Origin of the sequence: Virgisporangium aurantiacum (assembly GCF_016863635.1) — a bacterium.
Taxonomy (GTDB): domain Bacteria; phylum Actinomycetota; class Actinomycetes; order Mycobacteriales; family Micromonosporaceae; genus Virgisporangium; species Virgisporangium aurantiacum.
In genome coordinates this window covers 314,262-337,277 of sequence record NZ_BOPG01000009.1, presented here as the reverse complement: position 1 = coordinate 337,277, position 23,016 = coordinate 314,262, and the positions used below count along the sequence as shown (strand labels likewise).

The window sequence follows — 23,016 nt, the reverse complement described above, 5'->3', positions numbered from 1 at the left end:
CGACCCACGAATTGGCAGCGTGACAGGCTGTTGCGCATGTCCCGTGCTGTCCTTGTCACCGGCGCCTCACGCGGTATCGGCCGCGCCACGGCGCGTGCCTTCGCCGCGTCCGGCGATCGGGTCGCGGTCCATCACCGCGACTCCGCCGATCTTGCCGCCGGGCTCGTCGCCGAGTTGGCGGGCGAGGGCCATGTCGTGGTCCAGGGAGACCTCGGCGATCCGGCCGCGGTCAGAAATTTCGTGGACGCGGCAGCGCACGGCCTCGGCGGCGGTCTCGACGTGGTGGTGAACAACGCGGCGGTGTTCCCCCGGCACCCCATCGACAGCGGCGACTACGACGGGTGGCAGCGGGCGTGGCAGGAGACGATCGGCGTGAACCTGATCGGCCCGGCCAACGTCATCTGGTGCGCGGTCCGGCACATGCGGCCGGGCGGACGGATCGTCAACGTGTCCAGCCGGGGCGCGTTCCGGGGTGAACCGGAGCAGCCGGCGTACGGCGCCAGCAAGGCGGGGCTGAACGCGCTCGGTCAGTCGTTGGCGGTGGCGCTCGCGCCGAGGGGCATCACGGTCACCGCCGTGGCGCCCGGTTTCGTCGAGACCGACATGGCCAACGAGCACCTCAAGGCACCCCGCGGTGCGGAGATCCGGGCACAGAGCCCGTTCAACCGGGTGGCGCAGCCCGAGGAGATCGCCGCCGCGATCCACTGGCTGGCCTCTCCCGGAGCGGAGTGGGCAAGCGGCGCCGTCCTGGATCTGAACGGCGCCTCCTACCTCCGTACCTAGGGCAACCGGGCCAGTGCGGCGGAGATCGCCGACGCGAACGTGGAGACCTCGGTGTAGACGCCCGGGTAGTTGGCCCGGGCGCAGCCGCGGCCCCAGCTCACGATGCCCACCTGGGTCCAGGTGCCGTTGACCGACTTGATCATCGGACCGCCGGAGTCGCCCTGGCAGGTGTCGGTGCCGCCGCTGATCGGGCCGGCGCACAGCATCTCGCTGTCGCTGAACGCGTAGCCGGCGCGCCGGTAGTTGGTGCCGCAGACCGAGTCGCTGACGAACGGCACCTGGGCCTTGAGCAGGTAGCGGCTGGACGCCCCGCCCTCACGGGTGGCACCCCAGCCCATGATCGTGAAGGTGCCGCTGTTGTTGGCGGCGTTGGTGTTGTAGGCGATCTGACCGACCGGGAGATCGGCGGCCAGCTTGATCAGGGCGAAGTCGCCGTCGTCGCTGACGTCGTAGCCGCTGTACACGTACGTCGAGCGCGCCGTGTACGGGAAGCTGTTGCGGTCGACCGAGCCGGCCCGCGCCGTGTAGGCGGTGGTCGCGCCGGTTCTGCCGACGCAGTGCGCCGCGGTGAGCACGACCCGTGGGGCGATCAGTGAGCCACCGCACCCACCCAGATAGACCATGAAGGGGAACTCACCGGCGGCCGCGCGCGTACCGCCCACCACGAAGACCCCGGCGTCGCCGTCGGGGGTGGGTGGTTCCGCATAGGCGGCGGTCGGTGCGAGCACCAGCCCACCGAGGGCGGCGCCCAGAAGCACGGCACGCCGTACGAAGTTGAGGCCCATTGTCGCTTCCTCCCCTGCTCAGGACCTGATCGCATGACGATAGACATCGATGTATCGAGATCGGTAGATCCCGGCGGGTCCATACCGGCAGGGATGATCGACTATCTGCGCCCGAGGGGTTGCTCTCCGTAGTGGCGAAATCCCGGGAGCACACCCGGTCAGAATTGCTGTCAACTAATTGGCCATGAGAATCGCACTACGTCTGTTGCTCACGTTGAAGTCGCGTGCTAAAGCGCGACTAAAGATTGTTTTAAGGTGACCGTGACGCGTGGAAGTGTGGCGCTCGTCTCGTAACGCTGGTGAGCTGCGCAAACTACGGAGTGTAAGCAGAAATCCAGCGATCGGTATGCCCGACAGGACCGGCAATATCTACGTTCCGTCGCAATGTGCTTATCGTGCGTAGTGAAATCGGTGTTAATCGACAACCGTCAGCCCCGGTGAACACGGGTATTCACACACCGACTGTTGCGGGATGCCCGTTTTGTATATCAGCTATCCGCACAGTTTCGGGTGCAGTCCCGTTACAAGACGGTTGGTTTCCCTTAAGCTCATCGGCGTTCCTTCCGGGTGGCCCGCGCGATATCGCCGACCCTCCCATGTGGAGGGTCGAAGCACAGTTGAGGGGGCTTGCGTGGCGGCGACCGACATTGCGGCGAGTGATACCGCCGCATCCGTCAAGGTGCCAAGCGAGAAGACCACGGTGGTCCTCCCGCGGGCCCTTCCGCGGCCGACGGCGCTCACCGGTCCGGCGCGCTGGGTCTGGGAGACGAACTACATCCGCAAGCTGGTCGTGCTCGACCTGCTCGTCGGTGTGGTCGGCGCGCTGGCGGCCCTGCAGTTCCGGGTCGGTCCGGGTACGGAGTTCTCCAACCAGGTGATCATGGTCCTGGTCTTCCCGATGGTGTGGGTGCTGTCGATCGCGCTCGGCCGGGCGTACGAGTCGCGGTTCCTGTTCGCCGGCAACGACGAGTACCGGGCCGTGTTCCGGGGCGCGATCGGTCTCATCGCCGTGGTGGCGATGGGCGCGTACATCATCAACACCCAGTTCGCCCGGCGGTACGTGATCATCGCGGTGCCGGTCGTGCTGATCCTGACGATCGTCGCGCGGTACCTGATGCGGCAGCGGCTGCACATGTCCTGGGGTCGCGGCCAGCGGCTGCGCCGGGTGATCCTGATCGGTCACGGCGCCGCGGTCGTCCAGCTCACCCGCCAGTTGCGCCGCGAGCGCTTCCACGGCCTCGGCGTGGTCGGCGCCTGCCTGCCGGCGAACTCGCCGATGCACCGCGAGAAGGCCCGCGACGGCGCACCGCCGATCTACGGCACGTTCGACGACGTGGCCGCGGCCGTCCGGTACGCCCGCGCCGACACCGTCCTCGTCCTCTCCTGCCCCGAACTCGACGGCCCGACGCTGCGGCGGATGGCCTGGCAGCTGGAGAACGACAAGATCGACCTCATCGTGGCCAGCACGCTGGTCGACGTCGCCGGCGACCGCACCACGATCCGCCCGGTCGACGGCCTGCCCCTGCTGCACGTCGAGCACCCGAAGCTGCGCGGCATGCGCCGGGTCATCAAGGACATGTTCGACCGCGTCGGCGCGCTGCTCGGCCTGATCCTGATCTCGCCGCTGCTGCTCACGATCGCCGCGCTGGTGAAGTTCGGCCCCGGTGGTGGCCCGGCGTTCTTCCGTCAGGTGCGGGTCGGCCGCGACGGGCAGCAGTTCAACATCTTCAAGTTCCGCACGATGCACACCGACGCCGAGGCGCGGCTCGCCGAGATCATGAACCTCAACGAGCACGACGGCGCGCTGTTCAAGATGCGCAACGACCCCCGCATCACGCCGGTCGGCCGGTGGCTGCGCCGGTTCTCGCTCGACGAGCTGCCCCAGCTGTTCAACGTGCTGCTCGGGCACATGTCGCTGGTCGGCCCGCGGCCGCCGCTGCCGGCGGAGGTGGCCAAGTACCCGGCCGACATGCGCCGCCGCCTCGTCGTCAAGCCCGGCATGACCGGCCTCTGGCAGGTGTCCGGCCGATCCGACCTGTCGTGGGAAGAGTCCATCCGGCTCGACCTTCGTTACGTTGAGAACTGGTCGCTCACCATGGACCTGGTCATCCTCGCGCGTACGATCACCGCCGTAGCGCGGGTATCGGGTGCGTACTGAGGAGAAATAATCTTGGCTGAGCCAATCACCGGCGTCGCGGCCTCCGCGACGCCGGTTTCGTCTGTTCAGGACGGCGAACTGGCCGCCTGGTTGGCCGGCCGCGCCGGGGTCGAGCTCATGAAGCTCCGGGACGCGCTGGGCTTCGGCGATCCGGGTGCGTTGAAGGCGGCGGGTGACCGCCAGTCGCACGAGCTTCTGTTGGCCGAGCTGGCGCGGCTGCGTCCCGGCGACGCGGTGCTGTCGGAGGAGGGTCGCGACGACCCGGTCCGGCTCACCGCCGACCGGGTCTGGATCATCGACCCGCTCGACGGGACGCGGGAGTTCGGCGAGGACGGCCGCTCCGACTGGGCGGTGCACGTCGCGCTGTGGTCGCAGGGTGAGCTCGTCGCCGGTGCCGTGTCGCTGCCCGCCGCGGGCAGCGTCTACAGCACCGCCGGGCCGCTACCCGTTGCGCCGGAGGCCGGCGACCCGATCCGGATCGCGGCGAGCCGCACGCGTCCGCCGGCGTTCTTCGCCGGGCTGTGCGAACACCTCGGCGCGGTCGAGGTGCCGATGGGGTCGGCCGGCGCGAAGATCATCGCCGTGGTGTCCGGTGCGGTCGACGCGTATGTGCACGCCGGCGGGCAGTACGAGTGGGACTCGGCCGCACCGGTCGCGGTGGCGCGGAAGGCCGGCCTCCACACGTCCCGGATCGACGGAAGCCCGCTGACCTACAACCGCGCGGTTCCGGCGCTGCCCGACCTGCTCGTGTGCCGGCCCGAACTGGCCGATCGAATCCTCGGCTATTTGCAGGCGGCCTCGACCGAGTCGTAGACGTGCAGGGCGTCGCGCACGCCGACCACGGTCAGCAGGTTGAGAAGGAACGCGTTCGGCCGGGCGAGGCGGAGGAAGCCACCGGCGGCTTCACACGTCCGCCCGGCCACGACCAGCGTCGACAGGCCGATCGAGTCGCAGAACGTCAGGCGGCCGAGGTCGACGACGATCCGGGTGCGGCCGGCCTCGATCAACCCGTCGAGGGCGGCCTGTAATCGGGTGGCGGTCTCCATGTCGAGCTGGCCGTTGGGCTGCACGACCTGGCATGTGGGTCGGTCATCGACCTGGACATCCATGCTGACCCTCCGTAATGACTGATCCTCTAGATTAGGGCCACCGCGACCCTGAGTCATGTCGACCTTGCGCGGACGTGCGACCCTACGCGGCGTGCCCTCCGACTTTCTCGACCGTCTGTTCTCGGTCCAGCCCGAACCCGAGCGGCTGGAACTCGTCGTCCTCGGCGCGGCGCTGCTCGCGCTCGCGGTAGTGGTGTACCGGCCCACCTGGCGGTGGAGCCGGAACGTGATCACGATCGCGCACGAGGGCGGCCACGCCGTAATCGCGCTGTTGAGTGGACGCCGGTTGCAGGGCATCCGGCTGCACTCCGACACGTCCGGGCTCACGGTGTCGGCGGGCCGGCCGACCGGGCCGGGCATGATCATGACGCTGCTCGCCGGCTACCCGGCGGCGCCGATCGTGGGGCTGATCGGCGCGGTGCTGCTGACCGCAGGCCGGATCACGCTGATGCTGGCCTTCGCGCTGGTGATGCTGCCGCTCATGCTGGTGATGATCCGCAACCTGTTCGGCGTGCTGTCGGTGGTGACGGTGTGGGCCGCCGTGTTCCTGGTGGTCTGGTACGCGTCGGACCTGTGGCAGTGGGTCTTCGCCTACACGCTCGTCTGGTTCCTGCTGATCGGCGGCGTGCGCCCGGTGTTCGAACTGCAGCGGCAGCGGGCCCGGGGCCGGATGCCCTATTCCGATGCTGATCAAATCGGCCGGCTCACCCGAATTCCGCCGTTGGCATGGGTGGGCGTGTTTCTCACCGTGGCTGTTGTGGCGCTGGTTGCCGGTGGGTGGTTGCTGGCGCGGTGGTTGCTGCCCGGTGTGGAAGCCGTCTGAGGGAGCGCTCTCTGAGGCTTATGATCAAATTAACTAGCTGTAGCTGATTGGTGACCCTGACTAATGCCGGAAACATGACCGATCCTCCGATTAGCCGGCGTTTCCCCAGGTCAGGACGATCAACTAAAGAGAATTGAGATCGTTTCGTTATCTTTTTCGGATCGTACGGTCGGCTGAGGCACGTACCCCTAGTTAGCGATACGTTAAATCGCGCTCGGGTTTGATCCCGGGGGTTGTTTTATCGCCTACCGCAGATAGTGGTGAATCGCCGGCATGGGACGCCATAGACGGCCATCGAGATCGCGCACCGGGTTGCAGACCGCAGGCGTCGCCGTCGCGGTGGTGGCACTACTCGCCGGTGCCCTCTTCGGCTACCGCCAGTTCACGGCCGACGACGCCGCATCAGCCGGGTGCGACAACCCGCTGCGGCTGAGCCTCGCCGTGTCGCCCGAACTGGTCCCCGTCGCCCAGGCGACCGCGACCGACTGGGTGCGCAGCGGCGTGAGCGTCGCCGACCGGTGCATCGCGGTCGACGTCACGAGCGCCGACTCGGCCGACGTCGCCGCCGCGCTCGCCAGCAAGTCCGAGCTGAACCTGCCCGGCGTCACCGGCGCGCAGCAGGTCAAGGTCCCGAACGTGTGGATCCCCGAATCGTCGACGTGGCTGCAGCGGCTGCGCACGCTCGGGCCGAACCTGGCACCGAACGAGGCACCCTCCGTCGCGTCGAGCCCGGTCGTGGTGGCGGTTCCGCAACCCGTGGCCACCAACGTCTTCCAGTGGCCGCAGGCCAAGTTGACGTGGAAGGACCTGCTCAAGAGGATGACCACCGGCACCGGCCTGCGCGCCGGCATCGTCGAGCCCACCCGTGACGCCGCCGGCCTCGCCGGCCTGGTGTCGCTCGCGGTGGCCGCGAACGACGGTGGGGCGAACGCGCAGCAGACCACCGCCGCGGCGATGCGCGGGCTGGTCGTCGGCCGCTCCGCCGTCCGCGACGACCTGTTGCAGCGGTTCCCGCGCGCGGCCGACCAGGCCACGCTCGCGTCGGCGGTCTCCGCCGCGCCGCTGTCGGAGCAGACGGTCAACGCGTACAACGCGAAGACGCCGGCCGTTCCGCTCGCCGCGCTCTACCCCGACCCGACGCCCGCCGCCCTCGACTACCCGTTCACGGTCGTTCCCGGCGGCGACGCCGACCGCACCACCGCCGCCGAGCGGCTGCGGGCCGCCTTCACCGGCGACAAGTACCGCGACCGCCTGGCCGCCGCCGGCCTGCGGGCCGCCGACGGCTCCACCGGCAAGGGCTTCCCGGCCGCGCCGGGAGCGCCCGCGGCCGGCGGGCAAGGGGCCGCCGCGCCCAACCTCCAGGTCGTCGACCGCATCCTGAGCACCTGGACCGCGATGACCGCGCCGGCGCGCACGCTCTCGGTGTTCGACGTCTCCGGCTCGATGAACCGCACGGTGCCCACCGCGGGCAACCTGCCCCGGATGCAGGTGCTGCTCGAGGCGGCCAAGCGGGGTCTCTCGCTGTTCGACGACACCTGGGCCACCGGCCTGTGGATCTTCTCGACCGAGCTCGACGGGCCCGGCACCGCCGACTACAAGGAACTGGTGCCGATCGGCCCGCTGACCACCAACCGGCAGACGGTGCTCAACACGCTGAACGCGATCACGGCCACCCAGAACGGCGACACGGGTCTCTACGACACGATCCTGGCCGGCTACAAGCGGCTCAAGGACGGCTGGGAGCCCGGCATGGTCAACACGCTGATCGTGATGACCGACGGCGAGAACGACGACAAGAACGGCCTGAACCGCGACCAGTTGCTGAACGAGCTGGGCAAGATCAAGGACCCGGCGAAGCCCGTCCGGGTCCTGATCATCGCGTTCGGCCCGGACGTGGCCCCGGACGGCCTGAAGCCGATCACCAACCTCACGTCCGGCGGCGTCTTCGCCGCCCCGGACCCGGCGAAGATCGGCGACATCTTCCTCCAGGCCATCACGACCCGCTGACTCCGAGGCGGAGCCAGCGGGCCGCTCAGGGGATCAGAGGCGGAGGCGCACGACCTGGGGGTCGTGGTCGCTCGCCTGGTCGGCGTACTCGGCGTTGGTGTGGACCACGTCGTGGTCGAACCCGCGCAGCAGCAGCGGCAGCGAGATCAGGATGTGGTCGAGCACCTGCGAGTTGCCGTCGAACACGTACGTGTAGCGCTCGGCCGGCGGCAGCAGCCTCGGCAGGTCCCACATGAACAGGTCATGCGTGAGGATGTCGACGGTCTCCGAGAACTCGAAGTCGTTGACGTCACCGAGCACGATCACGTTCGCGAGCGGGTTGATCCCGCGGATGTCGTCGATGAAGCTCTTCACGATCGTCGCCTGGGCGTGCCGCTGCACCTCCGACGACCGCGTCGGCGGCTGGAACCGGCCGAACAACGGCTGGTCGCCGCCCTTCGAGTTGAAGTGGTTCGCGACGACGAACAGCGGCTTGCCGTTGAAGCGGAACTCGCCGGCGAGCGGCTTGCGGCTCGCCGCGAAGGCCGGGTTCGTCGGGTCGATCCGACCCGGTGACGCCGTGAGCGCGGCCCGGAAGAACCCGGTCCGCTCGACGCCGACCGCGGTGTCGGTGCCGCCGCCCGGACGGTCCACGAAGGACAGCCCGCGGTCGGTGCGGAACAGGAAACCGACCCGGATGTTGCCGCCGGGCTCGCCGCCGTCGGTCTTGTTGCCCGGGTCGATCTGGCGGAACTGGTAGGTCGGCCCGCCGGCCCGCGTGATCGCCGCGATCAGCGTCGCGTACGTCTGGTCGGCCGCGACCACGCCGTTGTCGGTGGCACCGTTGTTGTCCTGCACCTCTTCGAGCGCCAGCAGGTCGGGCGAGGCCAGGCTGGTGACGATGCCGGCGGCCAGCCGGTCGAACTTCTCGACCGGATCGCCCGGGTCGAGGTTCTCGACGTTGTACGTCGCGACGGCCAGTTCGCCGGGCCGCTGCTGGCGGGTCACCTCGCGCACCGGGCCACGGTCGACCACGGTCGGAGCCGCCAGCACGTTGAACTTGAAGTTGCCGAACGAGTAGTCCACCACCGCGTCGACCGGGCCGGGGAGGAAGTCGCCGGTGTCGGCGGCGGGCATCCGCGTGATGTTGTCGTCGAGGATGACGCGCTCGGAGTTCGGGTCGGCGTACGTGTACCGGATGCCACCGCGCACCGTGCGCGGCGAGCCCTGGCCACCCGGGAGCACGGTCAGCTCGCCGTTCGACGTGGTCGGCCCGCTGGCGACGGAGTCGACCACCCGGACCTGCATGCCCTCCAGCGACTCGTAGAAATCGAGCGCATTCGTCGTCACATTGAAGTTTGCCGAGGCCTCGACGTCACCCGGAGCGTCCGTGCGGACCGCGGCCGGAGCCCGCCGACCGCCCGGACCGACCAGAACCGGGGCCGGAACCTCGATCCCCCGTGCGACCACGGTGACCGTCGGGGAACCGAGCTGGGTGACGGTGAGGTTGTTGGCGTCGCCGCCCGGCCGGAACTCGCTGACCCGGCCGACCACCGAGACGCTGTCGCCGCGCGCCACCGCGGGCGCCGACGACGTGAAGACCAGGACGCCCTCGCTGGTGGCGGGGTCGCTGTCGGGAGCCGGGTCCTGGATGTAGAAGCCGCGGCTGTAGGTCGCGGTGACGATGCCGGCGACGCGCACCAGGTCACCGGTCAGGGGTGACACGTGCCCGGCGCCCTGCACCTCGCGGATCAGGCGGTCGGTCGGCTCCTCCGGCGGGCCGCTGCCGGCGTTGCGCGGGCTCGGCGCGGCCGACGAGAAGTCGGTGCCGTTCTGGTCGGTGTCGTTGCCGGCACCGCGCAGCGCCGCGGTGGTGTTGGAGAGGCCCGGCGCCGCGGCGGCGCCCTCGAAGTCGTTGGCCGTGCCGTAGCCGACGAAGTCGCGTACGCCCGGCGCGGCGTCGCAGTCGGCGCCGCAGCCGAGGGCGGCGCTCGCCGTGGACAGCGCGACCTTGCCGGCGGTGGCGCTCATCGCGATCGAGCCGGAAATGTCCGGCGTGGGCAGCGGGGTGGTGCCGCCGGCGCCGGCCCCCTCCTGCACGAGGAAGAAGCTGTTCGGCGCGATCGTGCCGGACAGGACGGTGACCTGCCACGTCGTACCGGCCGCGGAGGCGTACTGCACGCTCCACCCGGTGACGTCGACGGGGCTTCCGCTGCGGTTGTGCAGTTCGATGAAGTCGTTCGTGTAGGTGGCGCCCGAATTGCCACCCCCGCCGTAGACCTGGCTGATGACCACGTCGGGCGATGCCGCAGCCGCGGGGCTGACGGCGGCGAGACTCGCCGCGACGGTCGCGGCGGCCGCGGCCGCCGCGAGGGTTCTTCTCTGCATGAGGCGTGAATACCAGCCTCGATGCGGTGGGGTCGAGGTCGAACGGGTGAACGTAAGGGTAGGTAGTCAGGTGATCGAGACGATGCCGACCGGTTTGCCGCCTTCTGTTACCAGTAGCCTGCGCACGGCGTGTTCGCGCATGAGCCGCATCGCGTGGTCGACATCGTCGTCGGGGGTCACGGTCACCACGCCGCGGGAGGTGCAGCAGCTTGCCAGTGCCGTCGAGAACGGGTCGAGGTCCTCGGCGATGCCGCGGACCACGATGTCCCGGTCGGTCACCAGGCCGGCGATCGAACCGTTGTCGGTGACGACGACGACGCCCACGTCGGCGTCGCGCATCTGCTTGGCGGCGGCGGCCAGTGTCTCGGTGCTGGCGAGCGTGATCGGATCGCTGGTCATCACGTCGCGAACCTTGTCTGCCATGGGGGCCGCGGTACCCGCTTTGGCGATCCACTAACGGGGTAGGACTCCGGACATGCGGATCGTGGTGGTCGGAGCGAGTGGCAACGTGGGCACGGCACTGTTGCGGCGGCTCGCTGACGAGCCTGGTGTTGATCACGTGGTCGGTGTGTCGCGGCGGATGCCACCGGACTCGCCGCCGTACCAGTCGGTGGAGTGGTTCCCCTGCGACATCGGCGCCGACGACGCGGTCGACGGGTTGACGCGCGTCTTCGCGGGCGCCGCCGCCGTGGTGCACCTGGCCTGGCAGATCCAGCCCAGCCACCAGCCGCGCCTGTTGCACCGCAGCAACATCGTCGGCTCGCGGCACGTCGCGGAGGCGGCGGTGCGGGCGGGCGTTCCGGCCCTGGTGGTGGCGTCGTCGGTGGGCGTCTACTCACCCGGGCCGAAGGACCGCAAGGTCGACGAGAGCCACCCGCGGCAGGGCATCACCGGTTCGCTGTACAGCCAGCAGAAGGCCGCGGTCGAGGACATGCTCGACGAGGTCGAGGCCGCGAACCCGGGCCTGCGCGTGGTGCGGATGCGGCCCGGCCTGATCTTCCAGTACGAGGCGGGCGGCCAGATCACCCGCTACTTCCTCGGCCCGTGGGCGCCCGTCGGCCTGCTCGGCCGGCGCCGGGTGCCGCTGCTGCCGCTGCCGAAGTCGATGCGCATCCAGTGCGTGCTCGCCGGCGACGTGGCCGACGCGTACACCCGGGCCATCCGCTCCGACGTGCGGGGCGCCTTCAACGTAGCGGCGGAACCCGTGCTGGACCCGTCGACCATCGCGGGCCTGCTGCACGGCCGCGCGGTGCGCGTCCCGACGGCGCTACTGACCTGGGCCGCGGCTGCCAGCTGGGTGACCCGGCTGCAGCCGACGGACCCCGGCTGGATCTGGATGGCCACCCAGATCCCCTTGATCGACTCGATGCGCGCCCGGACCGAACTCGGCTGGGTGCCCCGGTACGACTCGCTCACCGCGCTGAACGACCTGCTGGCGGGCATGGCGGCGGGGGCGGGGACGCTGAGCCCCGCGTTGCGGCCGGGAGCCCTGTTCGCCGACCGGGTGTCGGCGGTGGCACACGGCCACTTCCCGGGCCACGGCAGCCCGTACTGATCAACGGGGAAGTACGTCCACGTGCTGGTGTGGACGAACTTCCCCGTTGTTCTTGAGTTATCCACAGGCGGTTATCCACAGGTTCGAGGCCGGTCTTCCACAGGGCCGCCGGCTCCGGCACCGTGGTCCGGTGCTCTCCGAGTTCACCCGTTCACAGGCCGGCGTCGTGTCGCGGGCGCAGGCCGTCCGCTGTGGGCTCACCGACTCGTCGATCGGGGCCCGGGTACGGTCCGGCCGCTGGCAGCGGATATATCCGGGCGTCTTCGCGACGTTCAGCGGCCCGCTGCCCTGGCGGGCGCGCCTCTGGGCCGCGGTGCTGTTCGCCGGACCGGGTGCCGTGCTCAGCCACCGCACCGCGGCCGAACTCCACGGTCTGGTGGCACGGGACGGTAGGCCCGTGCATGTATCCGTGCCGCACACCCGGCGGGTCAGGGCGCCGGCCGGGCTGGTGATCCATCGCGTCGTCGATCCGGGCCGCCTGCGCCATCCGGCCCGGGTGCCGCCCCGCACGTCGGTGGCGGAGACGGCGCTCGATCTCGCTCACACCAGCCGAACCCTCGACGAAGCGGTCGGGTGGCTGCTCACCGCGGTGGGCAGCCGGCTCACCACCGCCGACCGCGTCGGCGCCGCTCTGGACAACCGAGGCCGCATGCGGTGGCGACGGGACCTGCGAAAGGCACTCGATGACGCGGCGGCTGGTTGTCACAGCGTCCTCGAGTTCCGCTACAGCCGCTCCGTGGAACGCGCGCACCGGTTGCCGATCGGCATCCGGCAGTGGCGCCGCGCCGGCCGGTACGACGACGTCGCCTATCCCGAGTACGGGGTGCACGTCGAACTCGACGGGCGGCTTGCCCATCCCGACAGCGCGCGCTTCCGGGACCACCGGCGTGACAACGCGGCCGTGGTCGGCGGCGGGAAGGTGCTGCGCTACGGCTACGCCGACGTGGTCGCTCGTCCGTGCACCGTCGCGGCGGAGGTGGCCGGGGTGCTCGCGGCATCGGGGTGGGTGGGGCAGCAAGCGTTGTGTCCCGAATGCATCAACGGGGAAGTTCGTCCACATCAGTACGTGGACGAACTTCCCCGTTGATGGGGGGAGCGATGCCTCAGACCGAGTGGCGGGCGGTGTACTGGGCGCGGTGCTTGCCACCGGTCAGGCCGTCGGCCACGCCGCCGACCACGGGGATGCCCCGCGTGTCGGGGAGCGGCATGCCGCGGGTGCCCGACGGGCCGGTGAGGCCGCCGACGACGGGGAGGGCTTCGTCGCTGATCGGCAGGGACTCGGTGCCACCGGCGTCCTGGGCCAGGTTGTTCACGGTGCCGGTGGTCTGGTCCAGCGTGTTGCCGGTGGACGCGCCGGTCGCCGCCGTGCCGGGGGCGAGCAGGTTGTGCACCGGGATGGCCGGGGCACCCGGCAGCGTGTTCACGTTGGCCTTGGTGGGCAGCGTGCCGCCCTGCAGGACCTCGCCGACCACGGGCAGGCCACCGGCCGAGGGCAGCCCACCACCGGAGAGGCCGCCGCCGGAGAGGGCACCGCCGGGGAGGCCGGCCTCGGCGCGGTGCCGGCCGGCCCAGGCCGAGCCGCCGAACGTCGGCGCACCGAAGGACGGCGCCACCAGGGACTCCGTGCCGAAGGACCCGGACGGCCCGGACGGCAGGACGTGCACGGCGTCGCCGGCGAACTGGTTGCGGGAGGACTGGGCGGTCGGCGTCGTGTTGGCGCGGCCGCCGGACGGTGCGGACTGGGAACCCTGAGATCCGACCAGCGGGAGACCGCCGAGCGGCGACCCGCCGCCCAGGGGCGATCCGCCACCCAGGGGGGACCCGCCGCCGAGCGGCGATCCGGCACCCAGCGGCAGTTGGTCGCCCAGCGGGACGCCGAGTCCGTTGCCGGCCAGGCCGTCCTGCGCGAGATCGTCGCCGCCGCCCAGGGCGTCGCCGGCCATGCTGGTGCCGATCGGGAGGTTGCGCACCGGCAGGCCGGTGGCCTCCAGCGACTCTTGCGACTGCGCCGGCAGCGTGCGGGGCATGCCGAGGCCGTCCATCGGCACGACGTCGGTGATCGGCAGTGCCTGGAAGATGTCCGGCGTGCGCCCGTTGGCGAAGACGTCGCGTGGCTGCCCGTCCTGGGTGGGCGCGTGCACCACCGCTCCGAGTTCGCCGTTGTTGGTGCCGGAGCGCACCGGGCCGTTGCCGTCGGGCAGCAGTCCGACCGTGTCCCGCTGGCCGGGCGTGTCGACCGAGACACCGACCCCGCCGAGCCCATCGTCGACGTTCGCCGTGTCGGTGAGGCCGTGAAGCGACTGCGGGTCCGCGATCACGGGGTTGTCGGCATGCGCCGCCGTGCCGAGCAGCAGCGCACCACCGGCGATGCCCACGGTTCCAGCGGTCCGCCGAATCCACTTGTTCATTCGTGTTCCATCCGTCGCGTACAGGGTGCCGTACAGAGGTGACTAACGAACAAGTCGGGCAAAACGTTCTGCTGGAGGCTGACCGATAGGATCACCGTCGATGGCTCGCGCGACGTGGCTCACCCGGGCAGGGGTTCCCGGCCGGTACGTGCGGCGGCGCTCACCGGAACCAACGGAGCAACGGGGGCGTCCGGTTGCGGGTCACCTGATCGTGTGTGGCGACGATCCGCTCACCTACCGGCTCGCCAGCGAACTGGTCACCCAGCACGGCCGCCAGGTCACCGTCATCCTGCCCAACCGCCGGCGCAACCACGGGCCGCAGATCTCCCGCCTCGCCGTGCGGGTCATCGAGTCCGAGCGCCTCGACGCCGACGCGTTCCGGCGGGCGCGCGTGGCCACCGCCGACGCGGTGGCCGTGATGCGACAGGACGACGTCGGCAACATCCACGTGGCGCTGCAGGCGCAGGAGTTGAACCCGCGCGTCCACCTGGTGCTGCGCATGTTCAACCTCGGGCTGGGCCTGGGCGTGCGGACGCTGTTCCACGACTGCGTCGTGCTGTCGGACGCAGCGATGGCCGCACCCGCGTTCGTCGCGGAGGCGCTCGGCGAGGCGGCGCCGGTGCAGGTGCGGCTCAGCGGCCGGCGGGCGCTGCACGTCGTCGCCCGCGAGGCGGTGCCCGAGTCGCGGATCGTCTGCGCGCTCGCCGACACCCGGGGTGATCGCACCGTGCTGCTCCCGCGCGACCCGGCGTCGGCCAACCTCGTGCTGGCGCTCGCCGACACCGACGACGAGCCGACCACGCCCCCACGGCGCAAGGCCCGTCCGTGGGCCGCGATCGTGCTCATCGCGAACCGCAAACTCGTACAGGCGGCGCTGGCCCTCGTCGTCCTCCTCATTGCCGGAACCGGCGTCCTGGCCATGGTCCGCGGGGACCTGACCTGGTACGACGCCGCCTATCTCACGATTCTGGCCGCGCTCGGCGGCGCCGATGCCAACGTCGACGCCGGCGCCGTCGAGAAGATCCTCCAGACGATGCTCACGGTCGTGAGCATCGCGCTCATTCCGGTGGTGACCGCCGCGGTGGTCGAGGCCGTCGTCAACGCGCGGCTCGCGATCGCTCTCGGTGGACTGCGGGACCCCGTGAGCGACCACGTCGTGGTGGTCGGCCTCGGGAACGTCGGCACGCGGGTGATCCGGCAGTTGCACCAGCGCGGCATCCAGGTGGTGGCGATCGACAAGACCGACGACGCCCGCGGCGCCGCCCTGGCCAGGGAGCTCGACGTCCCGCTGATCGTCGGTGACGCCAGCCGCGAGGAAATCCTGCGGGCGGCCTCGGTGCAGACCTGCCGGGCGCTGGTGGTGCTGTCGACCGACGACGTCGTCAACCTGGAGGCCGCGCTGCACGGCCGGGCCCTGAACGCCGGCGTGCGGGTGGTGCTGCGGCTGTTCGACGGGGACTTCGCCGACCGGGTCGAGCGGGCGTTCCGCATCGACGTCTCCCGGAGCGTCTCGTACCTGGCCGCGCCGGCGTTCGCCGCGGCGATGCTGCAGCGCGACGTGATCGGCGCGATCCCGGTGAACCGGCGGGTGCTGCTGATCGCCGACCTTCCGGTCTGCGCGGGGTCGGCCGCCGTCGGCGCCCGGATCGGGACGCTCAATGCGATGGACGGCGTGCGCGTGATCGCCGTCACCCACAGCGGTTCGACCACGTGGTCACCCGGCGCCGACCGGCAGGTGCACGTCGATGACCGGTTGCTCCTGGTCACCACGCGCGACGGCCTCGGTCGGGTGGTTGCGGCAACTTCCGCCTGATCTCGTCGTTGACTTACTCGTAATTTCGGACAAAACGAGTGAGGGGCGGCCTCTTTATGCGGCGAACGTTCGGGTTGGCTGTGGCGCTGTGCGCGCTCATCGGCGCCGCCGGTGTCACCGGGGTGTCGCTCGCCGACACGCAACCGAACGCCGTGGTGCAGACGCCCGTCAGCGAAGCGGTGAAGCTGCCGCGGATCGGCGCGGTCGAGAGCGTCACCGGCGTGCTCGAGCGCCGCGGCCGGCTGGTACCGACCGAGAAGACGCTCACCTACCGGTATCCCGGTGCCTCGTACGTCAAGCTGCACTTCAACCGCGCGACGCTGCGGCCGGGCGACCGGGTCGTGGTCGCCGACCCGACCGGCACCGAGTCGTACGCCTACACGGCGGAGGACCTCGCCGCCGACCCGTGGGCGATGTCGATCAGCGGTGACACCGCCACGGTGCGGCTGGAGCAGGGCAGCTACGACCCGCTCGGGCTGCGTACCCGCCTCTCCGGGCTGGGGATCGGCGTCGACCAGGTGGCTCGCGGCTTCCAGGAGTCGGTCGGCGACGGCGCGCCCGAGGGTCCCACCCAGAAGAAGAACCGCGAGGAGAGCATCTGCCGCGGCTCCGACGAGAAGTTGGACGCGGTCTGCTACCGCTCGTCGCACCCGGTGCAGTACCAGAAGTCGAAGGCGGTGGCCCGGCTGCTCATCAACGGCGTCGAACTGTGCACCGCGTGGCGGATCGGCCAGGGCAACCGGATGCTGACCAACAACCACTGCACGTCGAGCGGTTCCGACGTGCGACGCACCGAGGTCTGGTTCAACTTCGAGTGCGTCCAGTGCAGCGGCAGCGCCACCCGCCGCGTCACCAAGGTCTACGGAGACCAGTTGCTCGCCAACGACGGGACGCTCGACTACGCGCTGTTCAGCGTGCAGAACTTCGGCGCCGTGTCGCAGTACGGCTACCTCGAGTTCGACCTGAGCCAGCACCGCACGGGCGAGGAGTTGTACATCCCGCAGCACCCGCGCGGCCAGCCGACCTCGATCGCCATGGACGACCCGGGCGAGCGCAGCGGCACCTGCGCGATCGACGACCCGCGGTACAACGGCTACGACGAGGCCACCGACGTCTCCTATTTCTGCGACACCGACGGCGGTTCGTCCGGTTCGCCGGTGATCTCGGCCACCACGCACAAGGTCGTCGCGCTGCACCACTTCGGCGGCTGCCCGAATTCGGGGGTCCGGGTCGACCTGATCAACAGGGACATCGCCAAGCTCCTGTAGAAAAGACACCATGAGACGACGGGGATGGCTGCTCGATGCCGTCCTCGTCGTCGTTCTGGCGGCGATCACGGCGCTGGCGTGGGCCGGCGTCACGCACGGCATCGACCTCGACGTCCGCGACTGGGCCGACACCCACCGCCCGACCCCGGCGTACGTCGCCGCCCGGGTGTTGAACTACCTCGGCCAGGGCACGCCGCTGTCGATCCTGGCGATGGGGCTCGCGGTGCTGCTGGCCTGGCGGAAGCACAGCGTGCGGCCGGTGCTGCCGGTGCTCGCCGCGTACCTGCTGCTCATGTTCACCGTCGGCCCGATGAAGGTGCTCACCGACCGGGCCGCGCCGCACAAGCCCGAGGGCGTGCCGAACCGCGAGGAGTTCTTCAGCGGCGGCATGTCGTACCCGTCCGGGCACACGGCCAACACGATCGTCTGGTACGGCGTCCTCGTCCTGTTGCTTTCCGCTCTTGCGCCGACCACCATGCGCCCCGCCGCCCGCCTCGCGCTGCGATTCGGCCCCCCGCTCATCGTCGCGGTCGTGACCACCTATCTCGGCTTCCACTGGATCACCGACACGGTGGCCGGGCTGATCGCGGGGTTGCTGCTCGACCGCCTGCTGCGGCGGGTCGATTGGGACGCGGTACCGCTGCACCGGGTGCCCGGAACCCGTCGGTTGGCGGAACGTGGGTGGTTTGGCAGGGTTCCTGACCTGGCCCTGCGCTAGGGTGCGCGAATCATGTGAACGCCTGGGAGGCCGCGTTGGACCGGTATGCGCGCTGGAACGCGCTGCTGGAGATGCTCACCGAAGACGGTCGGGTGAGCGTTGAGGAGGCGGCCGATCGGCTCGCGGTGTCGCATGCCACGATCCGGCGCGACTTCGACCAGCTCGCCCAGCAGCAGATGATCACCCGCACGCGGGGCGGCGCGGTCGCCAGCGGCGTCTCCTACGACCTGCCGTTGCGATACAAGACGGCCAAGCACTCGGCCGAGAAACAGCGCATCGGCGCGGCGGCCGCGGCCCTGGTGACGCCCGGGATGGTCGTCGCCCTGAACGGCGGCACTACGACCACCGAGGTGGCGCGGGCGCTGGCGGTGCGCCCGGAACTCACCGGCCACGTCGACGATGCTCAGCTCACCGTGGTCACCAACGCCCTGAACATCGCCAACGAACTGCTCGTGCGCTCGCGCATGAAGATCGTGGTGACCGGCGGCATCGTGCGGCCGCAGTCGTTCGAACTGGTCGGTCCGCTCGGCAGCGCGGTGCTCGGCGAGGTGACGTTCGACATAGCGCTGCTCGGCGCCGACGCGATCGACGTGCGGCTGGGCGCGGCGGCACACCACGAGGGCGAGGCGGGCATGAACGCGCTGATGGTCGCGCGGGCGCGGCGCGTGGTCATCATCGCCGACTCGTCGAAGCTGGGCGCGCACGCGTTCGCCCGCATCTGCGCGATCGAACGGGTCGACACGTTGGTGACCGACAACGGCGCCGGGCCCGACCGGATCGCGGAGTTCGAGGCGGCGGGCGTTCACGTCATCTGTGCGTGAGAATGAGTCACGTGAGTGACGAAGACGTTCCGGCGGAGTCCACTGTGGAGGATCCGCCGGCCGGGCTCGGCGAGCGGGCGCTGGAGATGCTGGCGTTCGAACGGAAGTGGTGGAAGCACGCCGGTTCCAAGGAACAGGCGATCCGCGACACGTTCGGCCTGTCGGCCACCCGGTACTACCAGTTGCTCAACGGGCTGCTCGACGATCCCGAGGCGCTCAAGCACGATCCGGTGCTGGTGGGGCGGCTGCGGCGGCTGCGGGCGTCGCGGGCGCGGCGGTCAGGGTAGTCCTCAGGACGGTCACAGCGATTTCCGCATACGGTGTGCAGGTGGTCAAAGCTCCGTGGTGGCGTCGTGTGCTGCCCAGAATCAGGTGGACCCGACGGCGCCTCGTGACCTTCGGCGTGGTGACCGTCCTGGTCCTGGGCCTGGTGGGCGTCGCGGCCTGGCCGGAACGGGCCAGCTACCGCACCGAGCAGCTCCGCATCCTGGTGCAGACCGGACCCGCCGGCGATCAGCAGGTCGACCTCGACGCGACGTTCTACGTCCCGCGGTCGGCGTCGCGGTCTTCGCAGGTGCCGGCGGTGCTGCTGGCACACGGGTTCGGCGGGACGAAGGACTCGGTCGCCGCCGACGCCAAGGACCTCGCCGACCTCGGTTACGCCGTGCTCACCTGGACGGCGCAGGGCTTCGGTAGGTCCACCGGCGAGATCCACCTCAACAGCCCCGACTGGGAGGTCCGCGACGCCCAGCGCCTGCTCGACTGGCTGGCCGCGCGTCCCGAGGTGCGCCGCGACGCCGACGGTGACCCGCACGTCGGCGTCGTCGGCGGCTCGTACGGCGGCGCGCTGGCGCTGATGTTGGCCGGGCTCGACAACCGGGTCGACGCGATCGTTCCGATGATCACGTGGAACGACCTGTCGCGGGCCTTCCTGCCCGAAGCCACGGGCCGCGGGCCCGAACAGGGTGTCTTCAAGAAGCAGTGGGCCGGGCTGTTCTTCGGTTCCGGTTCCGGCAGCGACCTGAGCGCGCTGCTCGGCGGCGGCGGCGACGGGCCGCCGTCGCCGGCCGGCTCGAACCCCCAATGTGGACGGTTCGCGGCCGACGTGTGCGCCGCGTACCTCTCGGTGGCCACCTCCGGTCGGCCCACCCAGCAGGTGATCGACCTGCTGCGCCGGTCGTCGCCCGCATCGGTCGTCGACCGGGTGAAGGCGCCGACGCTGCTGATCCAGGGCACCGCCGACTCGCTGTTCCCGCTCTCCGAGGGCGACGCCAACGCCCGGGCCATCGCCGCCACCGGCACGCCGGTGCGGGTCGCGTGGTTCAACGGCGGCCACGACGGCGGATCCGGCCCGCGGACCGACCGCGACCGGCTCAAGTTCCTTACGGCGCAATGGCTCGGGCACTACCTCGACGGCTCGGGGTCCGCTCCGTCGCGGAGCTTCACGTACTCGAGGATCACCGGGCTCGACGCCACCAACCGGGATCTGGTGGCGTCCGGCTACAGCGTCACCGATTATCCCGGTGTATCGGCGCCGGGCCGCTCGGTTCAGATCAGCGGGCCGCCACAGTCGATCGCGAACCCGCCGGGCGGCACGCCGGCGGCCATCTCGACGCTGCCCGGTGGGCTGTCGTCGTTCGTCGGCGGCACCGGACTCGACGTTCCCGGCCAGTTCGCCCGGTACGAGAGCCAACCGTTCGACACGATCGTCGACGTCGTGGGCGCGCCGACCGTACGGCTGCGGGCCGCGTCGCCGACGGGGGAGGCGGTGCTGTTCGTCAAGCTCTACGCGGTGGGTGACAACTCCAGCAGCCTGCCCGGTGGTCAGGTGGCCCCGATCCGGTTGACCGGGCTGCCGGCCACGCTCGACGGGGCGCAGCCCGTCACCGTGACGCTGCCGGCGATCGTGCACCGGTTCGAGCCCGGACACCGGTTCGCGATCGTGGTGTCCACATCGGACCAGGCGTACGCGACCCCGGCCGAACCGGCCGTGTACCAGGTGAGCGTCGAGGGTCAGGTCACTCTGCCCACTGTGGACGGTGCGCCGATCCGGAACCCGAACGTGGTGTGGTGGTACGCGCTGTTCGCGCTGCTGGCCCTCGTGGCGCTCGGTGTGGTCGCGGCCGTCGTGGTGGCCCGGATGCGCGCGCGGCGTTCCATCCGCGCGGTCGACGCCGAGCACGTGGACACGCCGCTGGTGGTTCGCGGGCTGCGCAAGGAGTACGCCGACGGGTTCGTCGCGGTGCAGTCGGTGAGCTTCACCGTCCATCGTGGACAGGTGGTCGGGTTGCTCGGCCCGAACGGTGCCGGAAAGACCACGAGCCTGCGCGTCCTGATGGGCCTCACCCGGCCGACGGCCGGCGAGATCCTCGTGTTCGGCCACCGCCTGGTGCCGGGTGCGCCGGTGCTGTCGCGCCTCGGCGCGCTGGTCGAGGGTCCCGGATTTTTGCCGCACCTCACCGGGTTGGCGAACCTGGAGCTGTTCTGGAAGGCGACCGGCCGCCCGGCCGAGGACGCCCGGTTCGAGGAGGCGATGGACATCGCGGGCCTCGGCACGGCCATCGACCGCCGGGTCAAGACGTACAGCCACGGCATGAAGCAACGGTTGGCGATCGCGCAGGCGATGCTCGGTCTCCCCGAACTGCTCGTTCTCGACGAACCGACGGACGGCCTCGACCCGCCGCAGATCGCCGAGATGCGGCAGGTGCTGCGCCGCTACGCGACCGACGGGCGGGCCGTGCTGGTGTCGAGCCACCTGCTGGCCGAGGTCGAGCAGACCTGTACCGACGTCGTGGTGGTGCACAAGGGCGAGGTGGTGGCTTCCGGTCTGGTGGCCGACATCGTCGGCGACTCGCCGACCGTCCAGCTCGATGTGTCCGATGTGGACGCTGCGACCGCGGTGCTCGACGCGCTCGGCGGGGTGCGGTCGGTGGTGCCCGACGGCGCGAGCCTCGTGGTCGACGTGAACGGCACGCCGCGCGCCGACGTGGTTGCGGCACTGGTGAACGCGGGCGTCGGTGTCGACCGGGTGGTGCCCCGGCGCCGGCTGGAGGACGCGTTCCTGGCCCTGGTCGGCGGCGACACGAAGGCGAGTGGTGAGCGATGAGCGTCTCGACGGATCGCGCGGCCGGTTACCGTCCGAACCGCACCCTCTCGTTCCCGACGGAGTTCCGGCGGCAGTTGGCCCGGCGCCGTACCCAGTTCGCGCTCGGGTTCATGGTCCTGCTGCCGCTGATCATCCTCGGCGCGTTCACCTGGAACCCGGGCGGCGGCGACAACGCGGAAAACGACGGCGACGGCTTCAGCTCGCTGATCGACATCGCCACCGCGGGCGGGCCGAACTTCGCTCTGTTCACGCTGTTCGTGTCGTCGGGGTTCCTGCTCGTCGTCGTGGTCGCGCTCTTCTGCGGTGACGCGGTGGCGAGCGAGGCGAGCTGGGGAAGCCTCCGGTACCTGCTCGCCGTCCCGGTGCCGCGCGCCCGTCTCCTGGCCGCCAAACTGCTCGTGGCACTCGCGTACAGCGCGCTGGCGATCCTGCTGCTCGCCGGCACCGCGTTGCTGGCCGGCACGATCTCCTACGGCTGGGAGCCGTTGCAGGCACCGGTCGGCGGTACGCTTCCGCCCGGCGAGGGCGTGCTGCGACTGCTCGCCGTGATCGGCTACATCTCGGTGACGCTGCTCGTCGTCGGCTCGCTGGCGTTCCTGCTGTCGGTGTCGACCGACGCCCCGCTGGGTGCGGTGGGCGGCGCCGTGATGATCTACATCGTGTCGAGCATCCTCGACCAGATCTCGGCCCTCGGCAGCATCCGCGATTTCCTGCCGACCCACTTCAACGAGGGCTACCTGGGCCTGCTGTCCTCCCCGATACAGACCGACGACGTGGCGCGCGGCACGGTGAGCGCCGTCGTCTACTCCACCGTGCTGCTGTCGCTGGCCTGGTGGCGCTTCCTACGCAAGGACGTCGTCTCCTAGACCTTGAACTCGGTGACCTTCTCCGGGTTCACCCGCACGATGAGCCGCTTCACCTCGGCCGGCTCGTCCGGGTTGGCGTTCGCGTCGCCGAGGTAGCGCTCCGCCAGCCGCGCCGGCAGCGCCTTCTCCGGGTCGTCGACCAGTTCGGCCGTCCCGCGGATGTCGACCGAGTGGTAAGGGTTCTCGCGGTCGGAGACGGTGAGGCTGATCCGTGGGTCGCGGCCGAGGTTGCGGGCCTTCAGCTTGTCGGCGGTCACCGAGATCAGGACCGCGTCGCCGTCACGCACGTACCAGACGGTGGAGGTGTGCGGCGCCCCGCTTGCCGTCAACGTCGCCACGACGGCGAAGTTGGGTCCGTCGAGCAGAGTGCGGGTCGCATCGTCGAAGATCGTCACCCTCCCAGTGTGCCTCGCCCGGGTGGCGACGGAG

Annotated in this window: 19 protein-coding genes and 1 pseudogene; 14 read left to right on the top strand and 6 right to left on the bottom strand. The window is 70.5% G+C overall.

Annotated features, from left to right (window positions below; translation table 11 throughout):
* Positions 1-36 precede the first annotated feature (36 nt).
* The gene (locus tag Vau01_RS07380; RefSeq protein WP_203988479.1) at positions 37-783 is read left to right on the top strand and encodes an SDR family NAD(P)-dependent oxidoreductase; all 747 of its coding nucleotides are present in this window, start codon (positions 37-39) and stop codon (positions 781-783) included.
* Here Vau01_RS07380 and Vau01_RS07375 read toward each other — a convergent pair.
* Positions 780-1,568, bottom strand: a complete 789-nt coding sequence (locus Vau01_RS07375) for a S1 family peptidase (RefSeq protein ID WP_203988478.1) — start codon at positions 1,566-1,568, stop codon at positions 780-782. The genes Vau01_RS07380 and Vau01_RS07375 overlap by 4 nt on opposite strands.
* A 700-nt stretch (positions 1,569-2,268) precedes the next feature.
* Here Vau01_RS07375 and Vau01_RS07370 point away from each other — a divergent pair.
* Together Vau01_RS07370 and Vau01_RS07365 are read left to right on the top strand one after the other, a co-directional pair.
* Positions 2,269-3,726 (top strand): sugar transferase, encoded by a 1,458-nt coding sequence (locus tag Vau01_RS07370; protein WP_239151383.1) that lies wholly within the window; start codon positions 2,269-2,271, stop codon positions 3,724-3,726.
* Between the two features lie 117 nt (positions 3,727-3,843).
* The gene (locus Vau01_RS07365; RefSeq protein WP_203988679.1) at positions 3,844-4,539 is read left to right on the top strand and encodes a 3'(2'),5'-bisphosphate nucleotidase CysQ; all 696 of its coding nucleotides are present in this window, start codon (positions 3,844-3,846) and stop codon (positions 4,537-4,539) included.
* Here the strand turns inward: Vau01_RS07365 and Vau01_RS07360 are convergent.
* The gene (locus tag Vau01_RS07360) at positions 4,509-4,835 is read right to left on the bottom strand and encodes an STAS domain-containing protein (protein ID WP_203988475.1); all 327 of its coding nucleotides are present in this window, start codon (positions 4,833-4,835) and stop codon (positions 4,509-4,511) included. The two genes, Vau01_RS07365 and Vau01_RS07360, sit on opposite strands and share 31 nt — an antisense overlap.
* Before the next feature lie 91 nt (positions 4,836-4,926).
* Here Vau01_RS07360 and Vau01_RS07355 point away from each other — a divergent pair, with 91 nt between their 5' ends.
* Both Vau01_RS07355 and Vau01_RS07350 read left to right on the top strand, forming a co-directional pair.
* A complete protein-coding gene (locus tag Vau01_RS07355; RefSeq protein WP_373320193.1) occupies positions 4,927-5,658 on the top strand; it encodes a M50 family metallopeptidase in 732 nt (243 codons plus the stop codon).
* A gap of 312 nt (positions 5,659-5,970) precedes the next feature.
* The gene (locus Vau01_RS07350; RefSeq protein ID WP_239151382.1) at positions 5,971-7,665 is read left to right on the top strand and encodes a VWA domain-containing protein; all 1,695 of its coding nucleotides are present in this window, start codon (positions 5,971-5,973) and stop codon (positions 7,663-7,665) included.
* Between the two features lie 33 nt (positions 7,666-7,698).
* On the opposite strand, the gene Vau01_RS07345 is transcribed toward Vau01_RS07350, so the two are convergent.
* Both Vau01_RS07345 and Vau01_RS07340 read right to left on the bottom strand, forming a co-directional pair.
* Complete coding sequence (locus tag Vau01_RS07345) at positions 7,699-10,032, bottom strand: DUF8508 domain-containing protein (protein ID WP_203988469.1); 2,334 nt, start codon at positions 10,030-10,032, stop codon at positions 7,699-7,701.
* A 66-nt stretch (positions 10,033-10,098) separates the two neighbouring features.
* Complete coding sequence (locus Vau01_RS07340; RefSeq protein WP_203988467.1) at positions 10,099-10,455, bottom strand: CBS domain-containing protein; 357 nt, start codon at positions 10,453-10,455, stop codon at positions 10,099-10,101.
* Positions 10,456-10,507: 52 nt separating this feature from the next.
* Between Vau01_RS07340 and Vau01_RS07335 the strand changes: the two genes are divergently transcribed.
* Positions 10,508-11,587: an NAD-dependent epimerase/dehydratase family protein gene (locus Vau01_RS07335; RefSeq protein ID WP_203988466.1), complete on the top strand. Its 1,080-nt coding sequence runs from the start codon at positions 10,508-10,510 to the stop codon at positions 11,585-11,587.
* Between the two features lie 130 nt (positions 11,588-11,717).
* Entirely contained in the window at positions 11,718-12,674 is a 957-nt protein-coding gene (locus Vau01_RS07330) for a type IV toxin-antitoxin system AbiEi family antitoxin domain-containing protein (protein WP_203988465.1), read from the top strand.
* Positions 12,675-12,690: 16 nt separating this feature from the next.
* Here the strand turns inward: Vau01_RS07330 and Vau01_RS07325 are convergent, their stop codons facing one another.
* Entirely contained in the window at positions 12,691-13,995 is a 1,305-nt protein-coding gene (locus tag Vau01_RS07325) for a hypothetical protein (protein WP_203988464.1), read from the bottom strand.
* A 100-nt stretch (positions 13,996-14,095) separates the two neighbouring features.
* Between Vau01_RS07325 and Vau01_RS07320 the strand changes: the two genes are divergently transcribed.
* The 7 genes and pseudogenes from Vau01_RS07320 to Vau01_RS07290 all read left to right on the top strand — a co-directional run bounded on the left by Vau01_RS07320 (position 14,096) and on the right by Vau01_RS07290 (position 22,587).
* The gene (locus tag Vau01_RS07320) at positions 14,096-15,808 is read left to right on the top strand and encodes an NAD-binding protein (RefSeq protein ID WP_203988463.1); all 1,713 of its coding nucleotides are present in this window, start codon (positions 14,096-14,098) and stop codon (positions 15,806-15,808) included.
* A 56-nt stretch (positions 15,809-15,864) separates the two neighbouring features.
* A complete protein-coding gene (locus Vau01_RS07315) occupies positions 15,865-17,076 on the top strand; it encodes a trypsin-like serine peptidase (RefSeq protein WP_203988462.1) in 1,212 nt (403 codons plus the stop codon).
* A gap of 10 nt (positions 17,077-17,086) precedes the next feature.
* Positions 17,087-17,794 carry a phosphatase PAP2 family protein gene (locus Vau01_RS07310; protein WP_203988460.1) on the top strand — a complete coding sequence of 236 codons (708 nt, stop codon included), beginning with the start codon at positions 17,087-17,089 and terminating at the stop codon, positions 17,792-17,794.
* 35 nt (positions 17,795-17,829) lie between these two features.
* The gene (locus tag Vau01_RS07305) at positions 17,830-18,615 is read left to right on the top strand and encodes a DeoR/GlpR family DNA-binding transcription regulator (RefSeq protein ID WP_203988678.1); all 786 of its coding nucleotides are present in this window, start codon (positions 17,830-17,832) and stop codon (positions 18,613-18,615) included.
* Positions 18,616-18,665: 50 nt separating this feature from the next.
* Positions 18,666-18,902: pseudogene (locus tag Vau01_RS07300) on the top strand (DUF3263 domain-containing protein); the annotation flags it as partial.
* 35 nt (positions 18,903-18,937) lie between these two features.
* Positions 18,938-21,721: an alpha/beta fold hydrolase gene (locus Vau01_RS07295; RefSeq protein WP_373320192.1), complete on the top strand. Its 2,784-nt coding sequence runs from the start codon at positions 18,938-18,940 to the stop codon at positions 21,719-21,721.
* The gene (locus Vau01_RS07290) at positions 21,718-22,587 is read left to right on the top strand and encodes an ABC transporter permease (RefSeq protein WP_203988456.1); all 870 of its coding nucleotides are present in this window, start codon (positions 21,718-21,720) and stop codon (positions 22,585-22,587) included. The genes Vau01_RS07295 and Vau01_RS07290 overlap by 4 nt, the downstream gene beginning before the upstream one ends.
* Here Vau01_RS07290 and Vau01_RS07285 read toward each other — a convergent pair.
* A complete protein-coding gene (locus Vau01_RS07285; protein WP_203988454.1) occupies positions 22,584-22,982 on the bottom strand; it encodes a PPOX class F420-dependent oxidoreductase in 399 nt (132 codons plus the stop codon). The genes Vau01_RS07290 and Vau01_RS07285 overlap by 4 nt on opposite strands.
* Positions 22,983-23,016 lie beyond the last annotated feature (34 nt).

What these genes read in the sequence shown, in the direction of transcription:
- Vau01_RS07380 (WP_203988479.1), top strand. Translation starts at nt 37, where the DNA reads ATGTCCCGTGCTGTCCTTGTCACCGGCGCCTCACGCGGTATCGGCCGC.
- Vau01_RS07375 (WP_203988478.1), bottom strand. Translation starts at nt 1,568, where the DNA reads ATGGGCCTCAACTTCGTACGGCGTGCCGTGCTTCTGGGCGCCGCCCTC.
- Vau01_RS07365 (WP_203988679.1), top strand. Translation starts at nt 3,844, where the DNA reads ATGAAGCTCCGGGACGCGCTGGGCTTCGGCGATCCGGGTGCGTTGAAG.
- Vau01_RS07360 (WP_203988475.1), bottom strand. Translation starts at nt 4,835, where the DNA reads ATGGATGTCCAGGTCGATGACCGACCCACATGCCAGGTCGTGCAGCCC.
- Vau01_RS07345 (WP_203988469.1), bottom strand. Translation starts at nt 10,032, where the DNA reads ATGCAGAGAAGAACCCTCGCGGCGGCCGCGGCCGCCGCGACCGTCGCG.
- Vau01_RS07340 (WP_203988467.1), bottom strand. Translation starts at nt 10,455, where the DNA reads ATGGCAGACAAGGTTCGCGACGTGATGACCAGCGATCCGATCACGCTC.
- Vau01_RS07335 (WP_203988466.1), top strand. Translation starts at nt 10,508, where the DNA reads ATGCGGATCGTGGTGGTCGGAGCGAGTGGCAACGTGGGCACGGCACTG.
- Vau01_RS07325 (WP_203988464.1), bottom strand. Translation starts at nt 13,995, where the DNA reads ATGAACAAGTGGATTCGGCGGACCGCTGGAACCGTGGGCATCGCCGGT.
- Vau01_RS07320 (WP_203988463.1), top strand. Translation starts at nt 14,096, where the DNA reads ATGGCTCGCGCGACGTGGCTCACCCGGGCAGGGGTTCCCGGCCGGTAC.
- Vau01_RS07315 (WP_203988462.1), top strand. Translation starts at nt 15,865, where the DNA reads ATGCGGCGAACGTTCGGGTTGGCTGTGGCGCTGTGCGCGCTCATCGGC.
- Vau01_RS07310 (WP_203988460.1), top strand. Translation starts at nt 17,087, where the DNA reads ATGAGACGACGGGGATGGCTGCTCGATGCCGTCCTCGTCGTCGTTCTG.
- Vau01_RS07290 (WP_203988456.1), top strand. Translation starts at nt 21,718, where the DNA reads ATGAGCGTCTCGACGGATCGCGCGGCCGGTTACCGTCCGAACCGCACC.